At 54.8% G+C, this 17,663-nt stretch carries 12 protein-coding genes; 7 read left to right on the forward strand and 5 right to left on the reverse strand.

Going from position 1 to position 17,663, the window contains the following annotated elements; all coding sequences use genetic code 11:
• The first annotated feature begins 829 nt into the window (after positions 1 to 829).
• Both OUO13_RS01690 and OUO13_RS01695 read left to right on the forward strand, forming a co-directional pair.
• On the forward strand, positions 830 to 1,585 hold the full coding sequence (locus OUO13_RS01690) for a substrate-binding periplasmic protein (RefSeq protein WP_283172116.1): 756 nt from the start codon (positions 830 to 832) through the stop codon (positions 1,583 to 1,585).
• A 91-nt stretch (positions 1,586 to 1,676) separates the two neighbouring features.
• Entirely contained in the window at positions 1,677 to 2,708 is a 1,032-nt protein-coding gene (locus OUO13_RS01695; protein ID WP_283172117.1) for a M23 family metallopeptidase, read from the forward strand.
• Between the two features lie 408 nt (positions 2,709 to 3,116).
• On the opposite strand, the gene OUO13_RS01700 is transcribed toward OUO13_RS01695, so the two are convergent.
• Positions 3,117 to 5,516 carry an ATP-dependent DNA helicase gene (locus tag OUO13_RS01700; RefSeq protein ID WP_283172118.1) on the reverse strand — a complete coding sequence of 800 codons (2,400 nt, stop codon included), beginning with the start codon at positions 5,514 to 5,516 and terminating at the stop codon, positions 3,117 to 3,119.
• A 182-nt stretch (positions 5,517 to 5,698) separates the two neighbouring features.
• Here OUO13_RS01700 and OUO13_RS01705 point away from each other — a divergent pair, with 182 nt between their 5' ends.
• Genes OUO13_RS01705 through queF form a run of 3 tightly spaced genes read left to right on the forward strand, consistent with a single transcriptional unit; the run spans position 5,699 to position 8,210 of the window.
• The gene (locus OUO13_RS01705; RefSeq protein ID WP_283172119.1) at positions 5,699 to 6,619 is read left to right on the forward strand and encodes an ABC transporter ATP-binding protein; all 921 of its coding nucleotides are present in this window, start codon (positions 5,699 to 5,701) and stop codon (positions 6,617 to 6,619) included.
• The gene (locus tag OUO13_RS01710) at positions 6,616 to 7,401 is read left to right on the forward strand and encodes an ABC transporter permease (protein WP_283172120.1); all 786 of its coding nucleotides are present in this window, start codon (positions 6,616 to 6,618) and stop codon (positions 7,399 to 7,401) included. Before OUO13_RS01705 ends, OUO13_RS01710 begins: the two co-directional genes overlap by 4 nt.
• Before the next feature lie 32 nt (positions 7,402 to 7,433).
• On the forward strand, positions 7,434 to 8,210 hold the full coding sequence (gene queF / locus OUO13_RS01715) for an NADPH-dependent 7-cyano-7-deazaguanine reductase QueF (protein WP_283172207.1): 777 nt from the start codon (positions 7,434 to 7,436) through the stop codon (positions 8,208 to 8,210).
• Between the two features lie 477 nt (positions 8,211 to 8,687).
• On the opposite strand, the gene OUO13_RS01720 is transcribed toward queF, so the two are convergent.
• The 3 genes from OUO13_RS01720 to purB all read right to left on the reverse strand — a co-directional run bounded on the left by OUO13_RS01720 (position 8,688) and on the right by purB (position 12,453).
• Positions 8,688 to 9,626 carry a GNAT family N-acetyltransferase gene (locus tag OUO13_RS01720; RefSeq protein ID WP_283172121.1) on the reverse strand — a complete coding sequence of 313 codons (939 nt, stop codon included), beginning with the start codon at positions 9,624 to 9,626 and terminating at the stop codon, positions 8,688 to 8,690.
• 29 nt (positions 9,627 to 9,655) lie between these two features.
• Positions 9,656 to 10,819, reverse strand: coding sequence for a JmjC domain-containing protein (locus OUO13_RS01725; protein WP_283172122.1), 1,164 nt, complete (start codon positions 10,817 to 10,819; stop codon positions 9,656 to 9,658).
• Between the two features lie 269 nt (positions 10,820 to 11,088).
• The gene (purB, locus tag OUO13_RS01730) at positions 11,089 to 12,453 is read right to left on the reverse strand and encodes an adenylosuccinate lyase (RefSeq protein WP_283172123.1); all 1,365 of its coding nucleotides are present in this window, start codon (positions 12,451 to 12,453) and stop codon (positions 11,089 to 11,091) included.
• Positions 12,454 to 12,684: 231 nt separating this feature from the next.
• Here purB and OUO13_RS01735 point away from each other — a divergent pair, with 231 nt between their 5' ends.
• On the forward strand, positions 12,685 to 13,257 hold the full coding sequence (locus OUO13_RS01735) for a DedA family protein (protein ID WP_283172124.1): 573 nt from the start codon (positions 12,685 to 12,687) through the stop codon (positions 13,255 to 13,257).
• Between the two features lie 79 nt (positions 13,258 to 13,336).
• Here the strand turns inward: OUO13_RS01735 and OUO13_RS01740 are convergent, their stop codons facing one another.
• Positions 13,337 to 14,173 (reverse strand): 6-carboxytetrahydropterin synthase, encoded by an 837-nt coding sequence (locus OUO13_RS01740; RefSeq protein ID WP_283172125.1) that lies wholly within the window; start codon positions 14,171 to 14,173, stop codon positions 13,337 to 13,339.
• Between the two features lie 254 nt (positions 14,174 to 14,427).
• Between OUO13_RS01740 and OUO13_RS01745 the strand changes: the two genes are divergently transcribed.
• Complete coding sequence (locus OUO13_RS01745; protein ID WP_283172126.1) at positions 14,428 to 17,346, forward strand: hypothetical protein; 2,919 nt, start codon at positions 14,428 to 14,430, stop codon at positions 17,344 to 17,346.
• The last annotated feature ends 317 nt before the right edge of the window (positions 17,347 to 17,663 follow it).

Raw genomic sequence — 17,663 nt, forward strand, 5'->3', positions numbered from 1 at the left:
CCAATCTAAAAAGCCGATTCAGAAATGAGTCGGCTTTTTGCTTTTTCAGTTGCCCGAAACTGGATAACCAACCGTAGGCCAGGGTGCGACTGGGGCGCCAGCCGGATCGAATCTCGTTTCCCGCTCCAATCTAAAAAGCCGATTCAGAAATGAGTCGGCTTTTTGCTTTTTCAGCCGCCCGAAACTGGATAACCAACCGTAGGCCAGGGTGCGACTGGAGCGCCAGCCGGCTCGAATCTCGTTTCCCGCTCCAATCTAAAAAGCCGATTCAGAAATGAGTCGGCTTTTTGCTTTTTCAGTCGCCCGAAGCTGGATAACCAGCCGCAGGCCAGGGTGCGACTGGAGCGCCAGCCGGATCGAATCTCGTTTGCCGCTCCAATCTAAAAAGCCGATTCAGAAATGAGTCGGCTTTTTGCTTTTTCAGTTGTCCGAAACTGGATAACCAACCGTAGGCCAGGGTGCGACTGGAGCGCCAGCCGGCTCGAATCTCGTTTGCCGCTCCAATCTAAAAAGCCGATTCAGAAATGAGTCGGCTTTTTGCTTTTGGACGCCCTCTTGGTGCCTGATAATCAAGCACTGGCGAGGGGTGGTTTGAGCGCAGAGCTATGCAGAGATTTTCAGAAAATTCTTAACTGGTAGTGTGAACAAAATCAAATCTTCATGATTTTGTGTCCACTTTGCTTTTTTTTGGTATTTTATAGGTGAATGTGCTTAATTTTCTTTGAATTTAGTAAAAAAGACTTTTTGCCTGGCTATAAGCTCGAATTGCCTGCTTGCGGCGGGTCGATATCTCAATCGTGTCGTGACTATGTTATGGGGAGTTGTCCGGATGATTGCCAGAAAAATTGCATGCTGTGTGTTGGGACTGGGGTTGCCACTCCTGAGTGTCGCTGACTCCGGGAAGTTGGTTTTTTATACGGAACAATTTCCACCGTATAACATGACTGCGAATGACAAGGAGTTTGCTCATAACTCGGCGGATGTTGGTGGCTTGTGTACTGAAATCGTAAAAGCCCTGATGGCCCAGGTTGATTACGAATATCGTATCAAGCTGCGAAACTGGAGTCTGGGAATGGATCGGGTTCAAAAGACCCCGAATACGGGGATTTTTTGTGCTGTTCAGACTCCGGAGCGACTCCCCAAGTTCAGTTGGGTTGGGCCATTGACCAGCATGAACTGGGCGTTGTTCGCAAAACCTGATTCTACGATTTCCATTTCATCCCTCTCTGATGCAGGTAAGTACACTATTGGTGGTTATAAAGGAGATGCGATGACAGGGTATCTGATATCAAAGGGTTTGAATGTTTCGGTTGTACCTGAAGACATCAGCAACCCAAAACGTTTACAGCAAGGTTTGGTGGACCTATGGGTGACTGACACTCTTGCAGGGCCATTAAAAGCCTCTCGTAATAGTAATCTTTCATCGTTGAAAAAAGTTCTCGATATTGATAGCACTCCCGTATTTCTCGCCTTGAATCCCGACACTCCCAAGGATGTCGTGGCGGCGATGCAGGCATCACTGGATGCGTTGAAAGCCGATGGCACGGTGCGTAATCTTGAGCAGAAATACCAATCAACACCTTGATCTTCAATGCTAGACTGCAAGCTGTGAGGGGAGACAAACGGGTCACATTCTAGTGGCTTTCCCATACAGTTTCCTGGTGACGCCCGTTAGAATGGCGGGCGATAACCTGACGAATTTGGAGTTTGTTGTGCAGTTAGGCCGGGGAGTGCAGTTAATTTTGTTAATGCTGAGCGTTGTCGGTATGGCCAGTGTATCGGCAGAGGTAACTATATACCGTTATCAGGACGCCTCTGGTCGCTGGATGTTCTCTGACAGCAAACCGAAAACCGGGGTGCGTTACTATCAAATGTCTTATGGAGCATCCGATTCGGCAAAGAACACTAATCCGAAGTCTTCGAATGGCTCATCTACCAGTCGTGCATTCGCCAATATTCCCCGTCCTGAACCTGGTCCTATATTGGCTACTGAGGCAGTTAACGGCCGCTCCTGGCTGTCTGTGACCAATCCTTTCTACGCTCCAATTGAACTGCAGGTCAGCCTTGACGGGCAGAGCCAGCCATTCAAACGAGTAGTGCCAGCCAAGTCCAAGCAATATGTCCGGGAGTTACCAGCCGGAATCCAGTATCAGTACCAATGGAAAATAGGTGATCCTGGGGCGATATCAGATGACTATATTTATCAACCTCCTGTTTTGAAGGATGGTATTTATAGTATATCTCAAGGTTTTAATGGTGCGTTTTCTCATAACCGCCCAGGCAATCGTTACGCGGTTGACATTCCTATGCCGGTTGGTACTGCAATCGTGGCAGCTCGTGGTGGAGTTGTATCGCAAGTTGTGGATGCATATGGGGCTGGTGGTGGTACGCAATGGTTAAGAAGCCAGATGAACTACATTACCATCCTTCACAGTGATGGAACTTTTGGCGTGTATGCACACCTGCTAGCGGGTAGTTCTCAGGTTAAACCAGGTGATGTTGTCGCTGTAGGTCAGTTGATCGCTGCATCCGGTAATTCTGGGTATTCAACCGGGCCGCACTTACATTTTGCTGTGCGCCGTAACGCCGGGCTGGTTTTACAATCCATTCCATTTCGGATGAAAGATGCATCTGGTCAAATGGTGAGTCTGGTTAAGGGAGGGAAGTTCAGTGTTAAAAGGCCAGCTCTGTTGTCAGCCAATCCCTGATTGATTCCACTGATTTGCCCTCCCTATGTTTCATTTATCAGATTTCCGAACTTCCTCTATTCGGGTGATTAAAATCCCAATATCGGTTTTTATCTGAAGCCTTCCTTACTTATAGGGGACATCTATTTAATCCGGTGTCCGCTCTGGGCTTCTGGATGGTTACGAATAACGAAGCCGGTTTGATGGTCCTTTTGTCTAAATTCCAGGGACTCTCTGAATAACTCTGCACAGCACTGCGCGAGTGCTGCAGTACGTTTGAGCGAGGCGAGGAACGCAGCGAAATGACGAACCTGTCCGGCCTGACTTGAAAAGAAATCGGCGATGGACTCGTCATTTTGCTGCCTTGCTCTCACGCTCTATAGCGCTGCGTAGATTTGTGCAGAGAATGTCCCAGTACTAAAACTGTTGCTATTGAGTGTGAGTGTTTGGGTTCGATTTGAACCACCAGTCTGGCAGCAGATCTTGCACTTCGGGGTTGTGGTAACGCTGGTCGTACAGGCGAATGTGGCCGCGGTCTTCCGGTGTGCGGATCAGTCGTCCGGCAGCCTGTACAACCCGTCGCAAGCCCGGATAAAGCCAGGTGTATGACCAGCCAAATTCGCTGCCAAAACGCTCGTCGAGACGTTCCTTCAGCAACTTGTGATAACGGTCAAACGGCGGCAGGCCGAGGGTGACGATACTGACGCTGATCAGGGCGTCCCCCGGTAAATCAATTCCCTCCGAGAACACGCCGCCCAATACCGCAAAGGCCATCACACCCCGTTGTTTGCGTAAGGTGTTGATGAAGGCTTTTTGCTGGCGTTCCGACAAGTTGCTGGCCTGGGTTACAACCGTTGGGGCATCAGGTAACTGCTTAAGCTGGTGCACGACTTGTTGCAGGTAATCAAAGCTGCTGAAAAACACCAGATGGTTGCCCGGGTGTTGCTGGTAGTGATTCTGAATGTCCTGTGCCAGGCGAGGAGCGGTCTGGTTGCGTTTCTGGGCGCGCGTATCGAGACCAATAATGTCCAGATGGATCTGGCTGGAATGAAACGGCGATGGCGTTTGACGGGAATGGGTGTCTTCAGGAAGCCCAAGCAGATTGCAGTAATAATCGGCGGGGTGCAGCGTTGCCGAAAAGAGTACGGCTGCCTTGGCAACCTGGAAACGTTGCTGCAGAAAGTCGGCAGGAATCAGGTTGTGGATGCTGAGGATAAGGTGGCTACGTTCCCATAATTCACCGGTATCCCGTTGCTGTCGTTGCAACTCAACGATGGAATGGTCGCCAAAATGTTTGGCCAGTTCCAGAAAGCCGACGCAGGCAAACAGGGTTTGTTGCAGTTCGCGGTTCTGCGGGTCCTCCGCTAGTTCTTCTGTGAGGATGCCTTGCAGTTTGTTTAATGGATCCGCGATGCCATTGGGAATATAGTCCAACCAGCGTTGTGATGCTTCCGAGCGTTCGAACTCTCGTTCTTCAATGGTCTGCCAGGCGCGCTGTACGGCCTGTAAGGCGTCACGGAAACCGGGTTTGCGGCCGCGTAACGACAACTCGAAAACGGATTGTTCAAGGGTGGTGCTGTACATGCCGCGGGCCCGATCAATCAGGTTGTGGGCCTCGTCGACGACAACAACGGATTGCCATCGTTGTTCCTGGGTCAGATAGAATAGTAAGGCGGAGCCATCGAAATAGTGGTTCACATCGCCAATAGCCACATCTGACCACACCGCCATTTCACGTCCCAGATACCAAGGGCAAATCTGATGGGTGCGTGCAATTCGTTGCAGGTTGGCCTGATCCAGCAAGCCTTCGTGGGCGGCCTGAAGGCGGGCCGCCGACAGGCGTTCATAAAAGTCAGCCGCCAGTGGGCAAAAATCTTCGTGGCAAATGCTGTCCGGATATTCGCAGGCTTTTTCCTTGGCGATCAGTTCCAGCACCCGCAGTGGTGCGGGGGCGTCTGGTGTATTGGTCAGCAAGCGTTGCAGACCATCCAGTGCCAGCTGTCGCCCGGTGCTGCGGGCAGTCAGGAAAAACAGGCGATCACTGTTATTGATGCCCATGGATTTTAGGGCGGGATACAGTACTCCCAGGGTTTTGCCAAGGCCCGTCGGGGCCTCCAGCAACAGCCGCTGGCCCCGATAAATGGCCTTGTAGACATCGGTGCTGAGGTCGCGCTGGCCGGGGCGAAAGCCACTGGCCAGAAACGGCAGGTCAGCCAGCAGGGCATTACGTTGCTGGCGATGTGCCTGCTCCTGCCGTTGCCATTGTTTCCAGATGTCACAGAGTTGAGCGGCCTCGGCCAGCAATTCCTCGCGAGTGGCGGTGTGTAATTCCGGGAAGGTCTGGCGGCTGTTCAGTTCAACGTAAACTACTTCCAGAATGATGCTGTTGCAGTTCAGGCGTTGGCATAACAGCGCGCCGTAAAGTCGCAGCTGGCTGAGGTGCAATAACTTCTGGCCTTCGCTCAGACGCTGATAACGACCATGGAAGGTTTTGATTTCGATGATATGTGGAACGCTGTTGGTCGCATCGGGCAGGCGCACCAGATCGAGGCGGCCTTGCAGTTCGACGTCGTTGATAACGCCACCCAGCGTGTATTCGGCCTGGAATTCGTTGCTATAACGGGCCTGTAACCACTGGTGGCCTGCAATGCCCTCACGTGCGGTCGGGGTGGGGGCAAAGCTGCCGTTTATACTGCCGCGTCGGGCCGCAAATTCGCACAGTTCGCGCACGCCAGACTTCCAGAGCGCCGCGGGATTGCAATCCGGGTGATTGTTATCAGGCTGGTTGGGCAGGGGTTCTGCGATCTCGTCGGCAGCGGCGTTGGCCATGATCATCCGTGGCTTGGGAATGAATGGGGCGTCAATAATGGCATGCGAAGTTCCCGCTGTCGTCCCGGACTGTTGCGCAATCCGTGGTCAATAAAACACCCCGTCTGGTGTAAGATGTCGCCCTTTTCTGCCCGATAGCCGCTGCTATTGAGGCATTTATGCAGATTCAGATGGAAACCCCTATGCTCCCTGCGTTAGCAGTTCACGATTTGTCGAAAGTGTATGGCAATGGCTTTCAGGCGCTGAAAGGTGTCAGTTTTGAAGTACAGCAAGGCGACTTTTTTGCCCTGCTTGGCCCGAATGGGGCCGGTAAATCCACCACGCTGGGTATTTTGTCTGGTCTGGTGCAAAAGAGCACCGGCAGCGCTTCGGTGATGGGCTTTGATGTGAATGATCAGGCCTTTGGTGCGCGTTTGAATCTCGGTGTGGTGCCACAGGAGTTCAACTTTAACCAGTTCGAGAAAGTGCTGGATATCGTTGTCACCCAGGCTGGTTATTTTGGTATGACCCGCGATCAGGCGCTGCCAGAAGCTGAGCGTTTGCTGAAGTCCCTCGATCTGTGGGAAAAACGCGACCAGCCTTCCCGTATGCTGTCTGGCGGTATGAAACGTCGCCTGATGATTGCTCGTGCGTTGGTGCATGGCCCGAAAGTGCTGATTCTGGATGAGCCAACCGCCGGTGTGGATATCGAGCTGCGCCGCTCCATGTGGGAGTTCCTGCGTGAACTGAATGCGGCGGGTACTACCATCATTCTGACCACTCATTATCTGGAAGAAGCAGAGCAGCTGTGCCGCAATATCGCCATCATCAACAAGGGCGAAATCGTGCAGCTGACCAGCGTGCGTCAGCTGCTGGCGCAGATGACGTCGGAGACCTTTGTGTTTGACCTGCAAGGTAATGCTGACAAGGCGCCAGAGCTGGAGGGTTATCATGCCCAGCTGGTGTCGCCAGACTGTCTGGAAATTACCGTTGAGCGTGGCCAGAGCATCAACGACGTGTTTACACGCCTGACCGGTGCCGGGGTGATGGTGCGTAGCATGCGTCCAAAAGCCAATCGTCTGGAAGAGCTGTTTGTGAGTCTGGTGCGGGGGGCGAACGCATGAAAGAAACGAATCTGATGGCAGTGCAATGGGTGGCATTGCAGACCATTGTGGCGAAAGAAATCCGCCGTTTTACCCGTATCTGGCAACAAACCCTGCTGCCACCGGCCATCACCATGACCCTGTACTTCGTGATTTTCGGTAACCTTATCGGTCCTCGTATCGGCGACATGGGTGGCGTGGATTACATGTCCTTTATTGTGCCGGGTCTGATCATGATGAGTGTGATCACCAACGCTTATGGCAACGTGGCATCATCGTTTTTCAGTAACAAGTTCCAGCGCAGTGTCGAAGAAATGATGGTGGCACCGGTGCATCCGGGCACGATTCTGCTCGGTTATGTGCTGGGTGGTGTCGCGCGTGGGGTATCGGTTGGCCTGATCGTGACCCTGCTGTCGCTGTATTTCACCAATCTGTCGATTCATCACCTGGGTGTGGTGGTGTCGATTATTCTGCTGTCGGCAATCCTGTTTTCGCTGGGTGGTTTTATCAATGGTATGCATGCCCGCAGCTTTGATGATATTTCCATTATCCCGACCTTTGTGATCACCCCGCTGACCTATCTGGGTGGGGTGTTTTATTCCATGAGCCTGCTGCCGGAGTTCTGGCAGGGGTTGTCGCGTCTGAACCCAATTCTGTACATGGTGAACACCTTTCGTTACGGCATTCTTGGTGTGTCGGATGTTAGCGCCTGGCTGTCATTTGCCATGATGCTGCTGTTTATTACTCTGTTGTCGGGCTATAGCCTGGTGATGCTCAAGCGTGGTGTGGGGATGCGTCAGTGAAAAACGAAACCGTTGCAGCAATTGAATCCGAGATGAATCCGCTTGGTAAAAGCACCGAATACGTCGATCAGTATCAGCCGTCCCTATTGTTTCCGATTCCGCGTGAGCGTGCCGGAATGGCAGCGTTTGAAGGCGTGGATATCTGGAATGCCTGGGAGTTGTCGTGGCTTACGCCATCTGGCAAACCTGTGGTGGCGGTGGGTGAGTTCCGTATCCCGGCCAATAGCCCGAACCTGATTGAATCCAAGTCGTTCAAGCTGTATCTGAACTCGCTGAATCAGACGGTATTTGAGTCGTTCGCAGCTGTTCAGGAAGTGGTGGAGCGTGATCTGTCAGCAGTTGCCGGTGCACCGGTAACTTTGCTGCTGACGGGGCTGGAGCGTGATTATCCGGCTGCGCCGCAGGCCTTGTGTGTGGACGATCTGGATGTGGCGATTACTGCCTACCAACCGGATGCCAGTCTGCTGCAGGCGGGTGTTGAGTCGTGGGAAGGCTGGTTGTGCAGCCATTTGTTGAAATCCAACTGCCCTGTGACCAGTCAGCCAGACTGGGGCAGTGTTTACATCTGGTACAAAGGCCCGCGTATTGATGAAGCATCGCTGCTGGCTTACGTGGTATCGATGCGTCAGCATCAGGGCTTCCATGAGCAATGTGTTGAGCGGATGTTTACCGATATCCAGCAGCGTTGTGCACCGGAACAGCTGGTGGTGTACGCCCGTTATGTGCGTCGTGGTGGGCTGGATATCAACCCGTTGCGGGCATCGTTTGCGGAGTTCGATGCGCCGAACTTCCGTTTGATTCGGCAGTAGTGTTGAATCGGACCTGTATAAAAAAGGACGCAGTGCGTCCTTTTTTATTGTCGGTTTGTCGGCCAGCTTTGGCGGAATAAATTACGTCCGACGTCTGGCGTCCGACGGCTGCTGGCGGCTACTCGGTTTGTTAATTGGCCAGGCCGTTTGCCCTCTTGGGGGACCTTGTCCCCCGGCCGGGCGGGCCTCCCCCTGCTTAGCCCGGCTGGGCTCGTTTATCCGGTATTCACCGGCAACGGCTGGTCGACCCCGACCCGATGGCACGTCCCTGTGCCAACGGGTCTGGCGGGGCATCCATGCCCCGGCCGGGTCGGCCGTTGCGGTGAATTCCGGCTCGCCCAGTTGGGCAATGAACGGTGGCCAGCTACGCTGGGGGAAAGCTGTATTTTTTGTAGGAACTGCTGCTGGCTGTGATGGCGTGGTGGTTATTTGCGATGTTGATGAATGCTGTTCGTCTGGCGCCCGACGTCCGTCGTCTCACATGACGAGGCTTTGTAGTTCCTGGCTGCTTTCGCCATCGAGCCAATGGGTGTTGAAGTGTTCCAGCAGGCTCTGGTAGCCCGCGGGGTTGTTCAGGCTGGCGGTGATAAATTGTGGATTTTCCGGGCCGTTGAGGTTGCGCACCGAGCGGTCGCAGATCCAGGCGTGTGGTGCTGCGACAACGGCATTCATACGCAATGCCGGCTGGATGCGCAGGCTGATGCGGCTGCTCATGCGCTGCGCCAGGCGTACCAGCGGGTGGGCCAGCAGTTGCGGGTGATCATGATTCAACAGCAGGCGCACATTCAGGCGACGCTGGGCTCGTATCAGTAGCAGCAAACCGGCGGCTGTCGCCGGGTCGCTCCACATTGGGTGTGATGGATTGGCAATGGCCAGATCAAGGCTGCCGGGACGTTGTGCCATCAGCAATTGCAGAAAGCCGGCCGCGCCCCAGTCTTCACCCAGATGATGCAGTTCCTTGTCTTCGCGCAGGCGATACAGGCTGTTGGTGGGGGTGCTGGTGGTCAGCTGGCGGTGAATGTGGACATGCGGAATACCCGCATCCAGAAAAATACCGGGGCTGGCGACAAAGCCGTGGCGCAGGTAAAAACCGGCGGCATTACATTGCATGCCCGCATGCAGGCTGGTGATGCCCAGATGGCGCGCCTGCTCGCTGATCGCTTCCAGCAGATGTGCACCAGTCCCCTGATTGCGATAACGCGACAATACCGCCACCCGGCCAAAATGGCCGTCGCTCAGCAGGCGTGCACATCCGGCAGGTTCGCCGTCGATGCTCGCCAGCAAGTGAGTAGCGGTGGCATCCTGGTCGTCTTCTTCCAGCTCCAGCGGCACTCCCTGTTCGTGCACAAACACCTTGTGGCGAATGTCGAGCAGGGTGGTGCGATGTTGTTGCCAGTGGACAACCCGGATTTCCATAGACTGCTTCCTTGTCTGCTCTGAACGAATTATTCGTCGTTGTCGCCGCTATAGATCAGCTGTTGCAGCCACAGGTCACGAATCAGGCCTGAACCTTCTTCGGAGCAGTCGATTGCTGCCAGTTCCTTGCGTGGGTAGCTGTTGTTGTCACACAGGTAGGTGACCAGTGCCAGATCGTCTTCGGGCAGGTTCCATTGCTGGCCGAGGGCGTAAAAACGCACACCGGCCGGGGTGCGGGTATAGGCGAAGCGAGCCTGTTCGGCCTTGCGCAGGTCTGGCAGACGACGGAAGCCGGCGCGCCATTCGTCCCACTCTTCGTCTTCCAGACGTTCGGCCTGATGCTCCGGATACTTGGCTTCGGTCATCAATTTGCCCAGTACGTCAGCCAGCAGTTCCGGTTGCTGGATGGCGCTGTTCAGCAGGGCCAGCAGACGGTTGGTGTCTTCGGCGGTGATTTCACCGCTGGAGGCGCGAGGGGTCAGGTCGGCATCGGTGTAACGCATGTCTTCGTTGCTGGTGGCCAGAATCTGGTCCAGTGCAGACTGTGCCAGTTCGGCCTGACTTGGGGCGCGGAAGCCGATGGAGTAGGTCTGGCAGTTGCCCTGGGCGATACCCCAGTGCGCCACTTGTGGCGGCAGGTACAGCATGTCGCCCGGATTCAGGACCCAGCGATCGGTTTCTTCGAAGTCTTTCAGGATGCGGATTTTCGGGCCGTCCAGAATCGGGCTGGTTTCGCCACAAATCTGGCCGATACGCCATTCGCGCTGGCCTTCCGCCTGCAGCAGGAATACGTCGTACTGGTCGTAGTGTGGGCCAACACTGCCGCCGTCAACGGCGAAGCTGATCATCAGATCATCGATGCGCCAGCGTGGCAGGAAACGGAAGTTTTCCAGCAGGTCGGCGGCTTCCGGAATCCAGTGGTCAACGGCCTGCACCAGCAGGGTCCATTTGTTTTCTGGCAGGTCCTGGAAAAATTCTTCCGGGAACGGGCCTTTGTGGATTTCCCATGGGCCGGTTTCGCCATTTTCGATCACGATACGGGATTCGATTTCCTCTTCGAGGCTCAGGCCTGCCAGTTCGTCAGCCGCCAGCAGTGGTTGAAAACCTGGCCAGGCGTTACGAATCAGAACGGGCTTTTTCTGCCAGTAGTCGCGCAGAAACTCTTCAACGGAAAGTTCACCAAGAACGTGCATAGCAATACCTGTCAGGCGCAAGCAAAGCGCTGGCGCTGGTTAGTCGGAAGGGAAAGGGCGCTATTGTTCCGGGTTGGTGCTATGGATGCAAGCATTGTGGCCGGTGGGCCGGGCATGGCGAGTGCTATTTGTTGCGGCGGGTCATGAATGGACAGTTGTGGTCATTGGTCGGCGGTTATTCTCCGGGTTTCGCTGGAGAGCAGGTATAAAAAATCCGGGCAGTGCCCGGATTTTTTACGACCGCAGAACGGTTACGCGCTGACGATCAATCAGACCGCGCGTGCCTGGGCTTCAGCGTTACCAATGTAAGAGGCTGGAGTCATGGCGTTCAGTTCGGCTTTTACTTCGGCTGGCAGATCCAGACTGGCGATAAAGTCGCCCATGGCGTCCTGGGTGATGGCCTTGCCGCGAGTGAAGGCTTTCAGTTTTTCGTATGGCTGTTCGATGCCATAACGACGCATGACGGTCTGGATTGGTTCGGCCAGAACTTCCCATGCGTTGTTCAGATCGTCGGCCAGACGGGCGGCGTTGATCTGCAGCTTGCTGATGCCTTTCAGGGTGGCCTGGTAGGCGATCAGGCTGTAACCCATACCAACACCCATATTACGCAGAACAGTGGAGTCGGTCAGGTCACGCTGCCAGCGGGAGATTGGCAGCTTGGCGGCCAGGTGGCCGAATACCGCGTTGGCCAGGCCCAGGTTGCCTTCGGAGTTTTCGAAGTCAATCGGGTTCACCTTGTGTGGCATGGTGGAGGAACCCACTTCGCCTTCAATAGTGCGCTGCTTGAAGTAACCCAGGGAGATGTAACCCCATACGTCACGGTCGAAGTCGATCAGGATGGTGTTGAAGCGGGCCATGCTGTCGAACAGTTCGGCGATGTAATCGTGTGGTTCGATCTGGGTGGTGTACGGGTTCCAGGTCAGGCCCAGGGAAGTCACGAAGGCTTCCGCGTTGGCTTGCCAGTCAACCGCCGGGTAGGCGCTCATGTGGGCGTTGTAGTTACCAACGGCACCGTTGATCTTGCCCAGCAGTTCTACGGCCAGCAGTTGCTTGATCTGGCGCTCCAGACGAGCCACCACGTTAGCCATTTCCTTGCCCAGAGTGGTTGGGGAAGCAGTCTGGCCGTGGGTACGGGACAGCATTGGAACAGCAGCGTGTTCGTGAGCCAGCGCGCGGATGGCGTTGGCAATGGCCTGCATTTCAGCAACGATCAGTTCACGGCCAGCTTTCAGCATCAGCGCGTGGGACAGGTTGTTGATGTCTTCAGAAGTACAGGCGAAGTGTACGAATTCGGTAACAGCGTTCAGCTCGGCGTTGCCAGCAATCTGTTCCTTGATGAAGTACTCAACCGCTTTTACGTCGTGGTTGGTGGTCGCTTCGATTTTCTTGATGCGCAGCGCGTTTTCTTCGCTGAAGTTGGCAACGATGCTGTCCAGCAGGGCGTTGGCTTCGGCACTGAATGCCGGTACTTCAGTGATGGCTTCGTGGGCGGCCAGACGCTGCAACCAGCGGATTTCCACTTCGACGCGGGCCCGGATCAGGCCGAATTCAGAAAATACAGGGCGCAGGGCAGTGGTTTTGCTGCCGTAGCGACCGTCGATAGGAGAAATGGCTGAGAGTGCAGACAGTTCCATAGAAAGTTTCCCGCTGGACTGGTTAGTTCAAAAAAGGGGCGGAATTCTAGCGGAAATTGCAGAAGTTCTCAGCAAAAACTCGCGCAATCGGGTGCGGATGAGGAAAAAACCTGCAAATTCATGGTCGGATGGCGGTAAGTCAGGTATCCGGAATCGAAGAGTTGTGATTTCCAGTGCTAGAATGCCGCGGTTTTTGTGCCTGTTATTTCCGTTCGGGATGTAGATGTAACCATGCTGGATTCGTTGCTGTCGTTCTCTGATAAACCCGCCTGGCTGGTACTGGTGGTGATTGTATCGACCTTTACGCTGGAAGATCTGGCGATTATTGGTGCTGCCATGCTGGCGGCGTCCGGTCGTATGGACCCGGTGCTGGCGTTTGCGGCTACCTGCACCGGTATGTTTATTGGTGATACGGCGCTGTATATCGTCGGCCGTTGGGCGCTGGTATGGCCTTGGCTCAAGAAAAAGTGCCAACACGACATGATTCGTCGGCAGATTGATCCGCTACAGGAAGCGCCGGTACATCAGCTGGCGTTGATTCGTTGTATGCCGGGTCTGCGCACCTTTGGATATATCGCCTGTGGTCTGGCCAAAGTGCCGGGCTGGACCTTTATTCTCGCGAACATCGTTTCGATTGTGGCCTGGGCGGGAGTGCTGTTTGGCTCGGCGTTCTGGCTGGGGCGTCAGTATGCCGAAGAAATGCATGAACTGATGTGGTGGTTACTGCCGGTGGCGGTGTTTCTGTTTGTGTTTGGCCAGCGTCGGGCGCGCAAGCGTGCCGAGGCGGAATTGGCGGCTGGCTGATCAGTCAGGAAAGTTTTGAGTCAGTCCGGGTGTTTATCCCGGACTGATGCAGGCGAGGCTGACGCTTCGTCGGCAGGGCTCAGGCGCTGACCTGAGCGCCCTTGTTCAGACCTTCAAATGCCCGCACACGTACGGTGTGATCCGGGTGCTCTTCGCGGATGCGCTGGGCCAGGTGGCTGGCGATCAGCTCTACCGTGGTATCGGTATCCATCATGTAGCAATGGCTGGCTGGAATGCTCAGGCGGAAGTCGCCTTGGGCGGAACGGTAGGCAAATTCCAGCTGGCCGTCCTGGTCGCTGACCAGATCTTCCTGTGTGCCCAGATAAATGTCGTGCCAGCGTTGGGCCCATTCCTGTTCCAGTTCGGCATGACGTTCGCCATCCAGCCAGATCTGGATACGCGAGCGGTGGCCGTGCGCAATGCGCTGGCAATTGCCGTCGTGTTTTTTCAGTCCGTGGCTGTAGTGGTAGAACGCGCCCTGGATGTATTCCGGCTCGAAGGTAATATCGAGTGGCTTCAGGCGTGGATCAAACATCGGCTGCAGACGGTTCTGGCACCAGATGGCCATGCTGCCGAGGGTGATGCTGGTGCTATCGACCAGTGTTACCGCTTGTGCTGGCGCTTGCATGCGAATCACGCCGCCGTCGTAGGTCCAGCTGATGTCGATAGTGTCATCGGTCTGGCTGTGAATCACCAGCGCCGGATGGCGGGCTGGAATCAACAGGCGGTGGTCGATCTGGTCATCGAGCCAGTGACGCATCACTTTCTTGACGATACCGAAGTCACAGACCATACCCTGGTCGTCTAGGGTGCCATCCAGCATCACGGAGGCAAGCCAGGTTTCTCCGACCATGCCACGATGGGGGTCGAGATAACTGAAGTCGATGTTGGTGAGCTGGTTGACGAATAACTGCATGTTGGTACCTCTGAGCGGCCGCGCATTCTAGCCAAAAAATGACCGCAGCGGAAACTTGCCGCGTAAATTCCGGTCGTTAGTGGCTAATACGCTCCGGGGGTTCCCGGAACTTGACAAAAACCGGCGCAAACTGGCGATCCGACGGCTGCTTGGCAAACACTGCCACTGGCCGCCCGTTCAAAGCCTGTTATCATAAGCGCCATTTTGGTTCCCGCTCTTCTGGCGGGAAGCTGGACTCAACGGTAATCATGTTTATGCAGAAGCTTGTATGCGGTGCTGTCGTCAGTGCTGCTCTCGTGTCGGGCATCACTGGCTGCTCCAGTGGCAGTTCGTCCTCATCTACAGTCACAGTACGAGTGAATCTGAACCAGGAAGAATTCCTGGACGCCTACATCTGGTCGGTCCCGATTACTGAAGGTGGTCAGGTCACCAAGGATACTGACGGCCGTCTGTCCTACACCGAATACCAGACCGAAGACGACAGCGAAGCCAAGTTTGATATTCCATCCCAGGAAATCCAGGAATTCCTGCTGGTGGGCAAGATTGCCGATGCCGATACCGAAATGGACGGCACTACTCGCAGTTGCCAGTGGGTAGAAGGCTGTACCGTTGATGGTGCTGACGTTGCCTTTGGTGATCGTTATATCCAGTCTGGTACGCTTTGGCGCGCGGTTGCTTACGACCTGAGCAAAAACGAGCGTGTCCGTATTACTCCGTTTACCGAGCTGGCAGCAGCGCTGGCTTACGAGCGTCTGTACGTGGAATCCAGCAGCAGCTGGGAATCCGTTACCTATTATTCTGCCAACTCCGTACTGCAGTCCGTTTCCCAGCTGTCGCGTCTGATTGGTGTGGACGATGTCCAGAGTTCACAACCGGCGGATCTTACCGAGATCAACAGCTGGGGTGGCAGTCAGGCAACTTCCCTGAACAGCATTCGTTACGGCGCCATGATTGCGGCCTGGAACCACCTGAAAGAAACCTATGAGTCTTCTGGTACCGGTTCCTACGACACCTTTGAAGAAGCGGTTGAAGCTGACCTGCTCACCAATAACGGTCAGCTGATGCAAACCGGCGGCACCCAGGTGCTGACACTGGCGCAACTGCTGCAATCCGCGCGTGACAACCTGGCGGGTCTGACCGTCACCAACACCAAAGCGGCGACCTATGTGGCAACCGTTATCAGTGCGCTGGATGGTGAAATTGCCGAGCTGCAAGACGGCGAGCTGACCGAAGTGATTCCGGAAACCCTGGCTAATCTGATGGGTTCCGATGACTACGATGACTACCTGCTGGGCCTGAAGCGTACCCGTGCGTTTGTGGACGTGATGCGTGACTACGGCAATACCTTCTTTGAAGATGACTACCGCGAGCAGATCGACAGTTACGTTGATATGGTCAAGGAAGTGGGTAACCAGTACGAAGACGACCTGAACAACTTCAACGAAGCCTTTATTCAGGCAGCGCGTCTGTACAACGACTGTTATCTGGCTGGCAGCTGCCCGACTGCTGACAGCAGCTGGACCTGGTTGACCTCCATCGACAGCTACGACAGCAGCACCGCAACCCTGACCCTGAACGGTGGTGATATCACCATCAGCCAGATGGTTGCTGACACCAACACCACTGACGATGACGACGAGCCAACCAGCTCTCACGCTATCGATATCCTGATCGACGGCACCTTTAATGTGGGTGATCTGACCTTCAAAGTGGCCCAGGTTTACAAGAACGACCGCAAACGCGACGGTATTGAAACCTCTACCGGTGTACGTGTGTACTTCACCAATGAAGTATCGGCACTGGAAAGTGAGTCCAGCAACGAGCGAATCGGTTACGAACTGCGTTACTCCGACTTCCAGATTTACAACCCGGCCACTGATGGCACCGATGACGAGCTGGAATTCACTGGCAGCTTCCGTCTGTTCTACCGTGGTGTGCGTGATCCGCAGGATTCTTCCAGCGATCTGCGCTTTAACATTGATACCGTTGTGCTGAACAGCCGTGTGTCCGACCGCATCAATGACGATGGCGACAAGGACAAGGACTACAGCACCATCTACATCGCTGCGACTTCCGAAAACGCCAGCGATTATTACCCGGATCGCGAGTTCGCCTCTTTTAACGGTTTCTTCAGCGGCAACAGCAGTTCTGGTTTCGAAAAAGGCTCAGTGGTCAGCGACCTGGTGACTTACGAAACCGGCGAAGAAACCACCAGCGGTTACGATGTTCAGTATCTGGACGTGATTGTGCCGATGGGTGAGTCCAAGCGTTACCGTCTGTACCCGACTGCTGAGAAGCAGGACACCGCCGACGTGGACCACGATGACGACACCGACGAAATGGTGAATACCTACGACGTTGAAGTCTGTGATCTGACCGGTTCTACCAGCACTGGCTGGAGCGTCGACACCTGTGATCCGAAGACCCGTTATTACGGCGAAGCCAACTTCACCGACATGGTGAACGACATCTGGGCCAGCGGTGTGATCTCCCGTATCGAGATTCCGGGTCGTGGTATCTACTTCGTGGAATGGCCAGCCAACAGCACCGACAGCCACAGCTGTCTGGTTCTGGATGAGCTGATCAGCGGCACCACGCTGTCTGGCACGCTGTACAGCCCGTATGTGCTGGGTCTGAACGCACTGCGCTTCACTACCATGGTACGTCTGTACAACGAGCCACGTACTCTGCTGGACGTCTACCTGACCATGCCAACCGAGGATGACTACAACATCACCGCGGCGCTGTCACACGACTACAGCTCGACTACCAGCAGCACCGTGTACCTGGGTACCGGCAAAAATCTGGATCGTATGGTGTTTAACTACAATACCGACCAGAACTTCGAAACCACCGGCAGCCTGTCTGTATACAAAGACGGTGTGTCCCTGAGTCTGGAAGACGGCACCACTGAAAGTGTGGATAGCACCCTGACCGCGTATCTGAACCAGAGCACCGGTGCAACACCGCTGCCATACAGCTACTACGTAACCGATGAAGGCGACTACCAGCGTTGTGTAACCTCCAACACCGCCGAGTGGACCAAAACCTTCTCGCTGGACGACTCGGTGTTCTACCTGAACTACCGTGACGTGGTGTACGGCCGTATCCAGAAAGAAAACGGCACCTGGATCATCCGTTACATCGACGGTAACTGGGAAACCCTGTACTGATCGACATGATTGCTGCAGTCATCGGAATGACAACCATTGCGATGACTGCAGCGAACGACCAGCCGTTGGTGCGATGTGGCCCAACGTGCTGGTGGTTTCACCGCGCTATTGGCCGCTGCTGATCAGCGGCGGCGCCACCCAATTCCCCCGCCAGACTGACCCTGGCAAATATCGTCTTCGACTGTTTTTGCAATTCTCCCTCTTTTGTTGTGCTCGCTCTGCGCGGTTCTCCTGTCCTTTTTATTTATCGGTATCGGCCAATATCACCGAAATTCCCTCGGAAACAATTCGTTGGAATTGGGAAAAAAGCCTGTGCA

The organism is Parathalassolituus penaei (genome assembly GCF_026626885.1).
GTDB classification, from domain to species: Bacteria; Pseudomonadota; Gammaproteobacteria; order Pseudomonadales; family Oceanobacteraceae; genus Oceanobacter; species Oceanobacter penaei.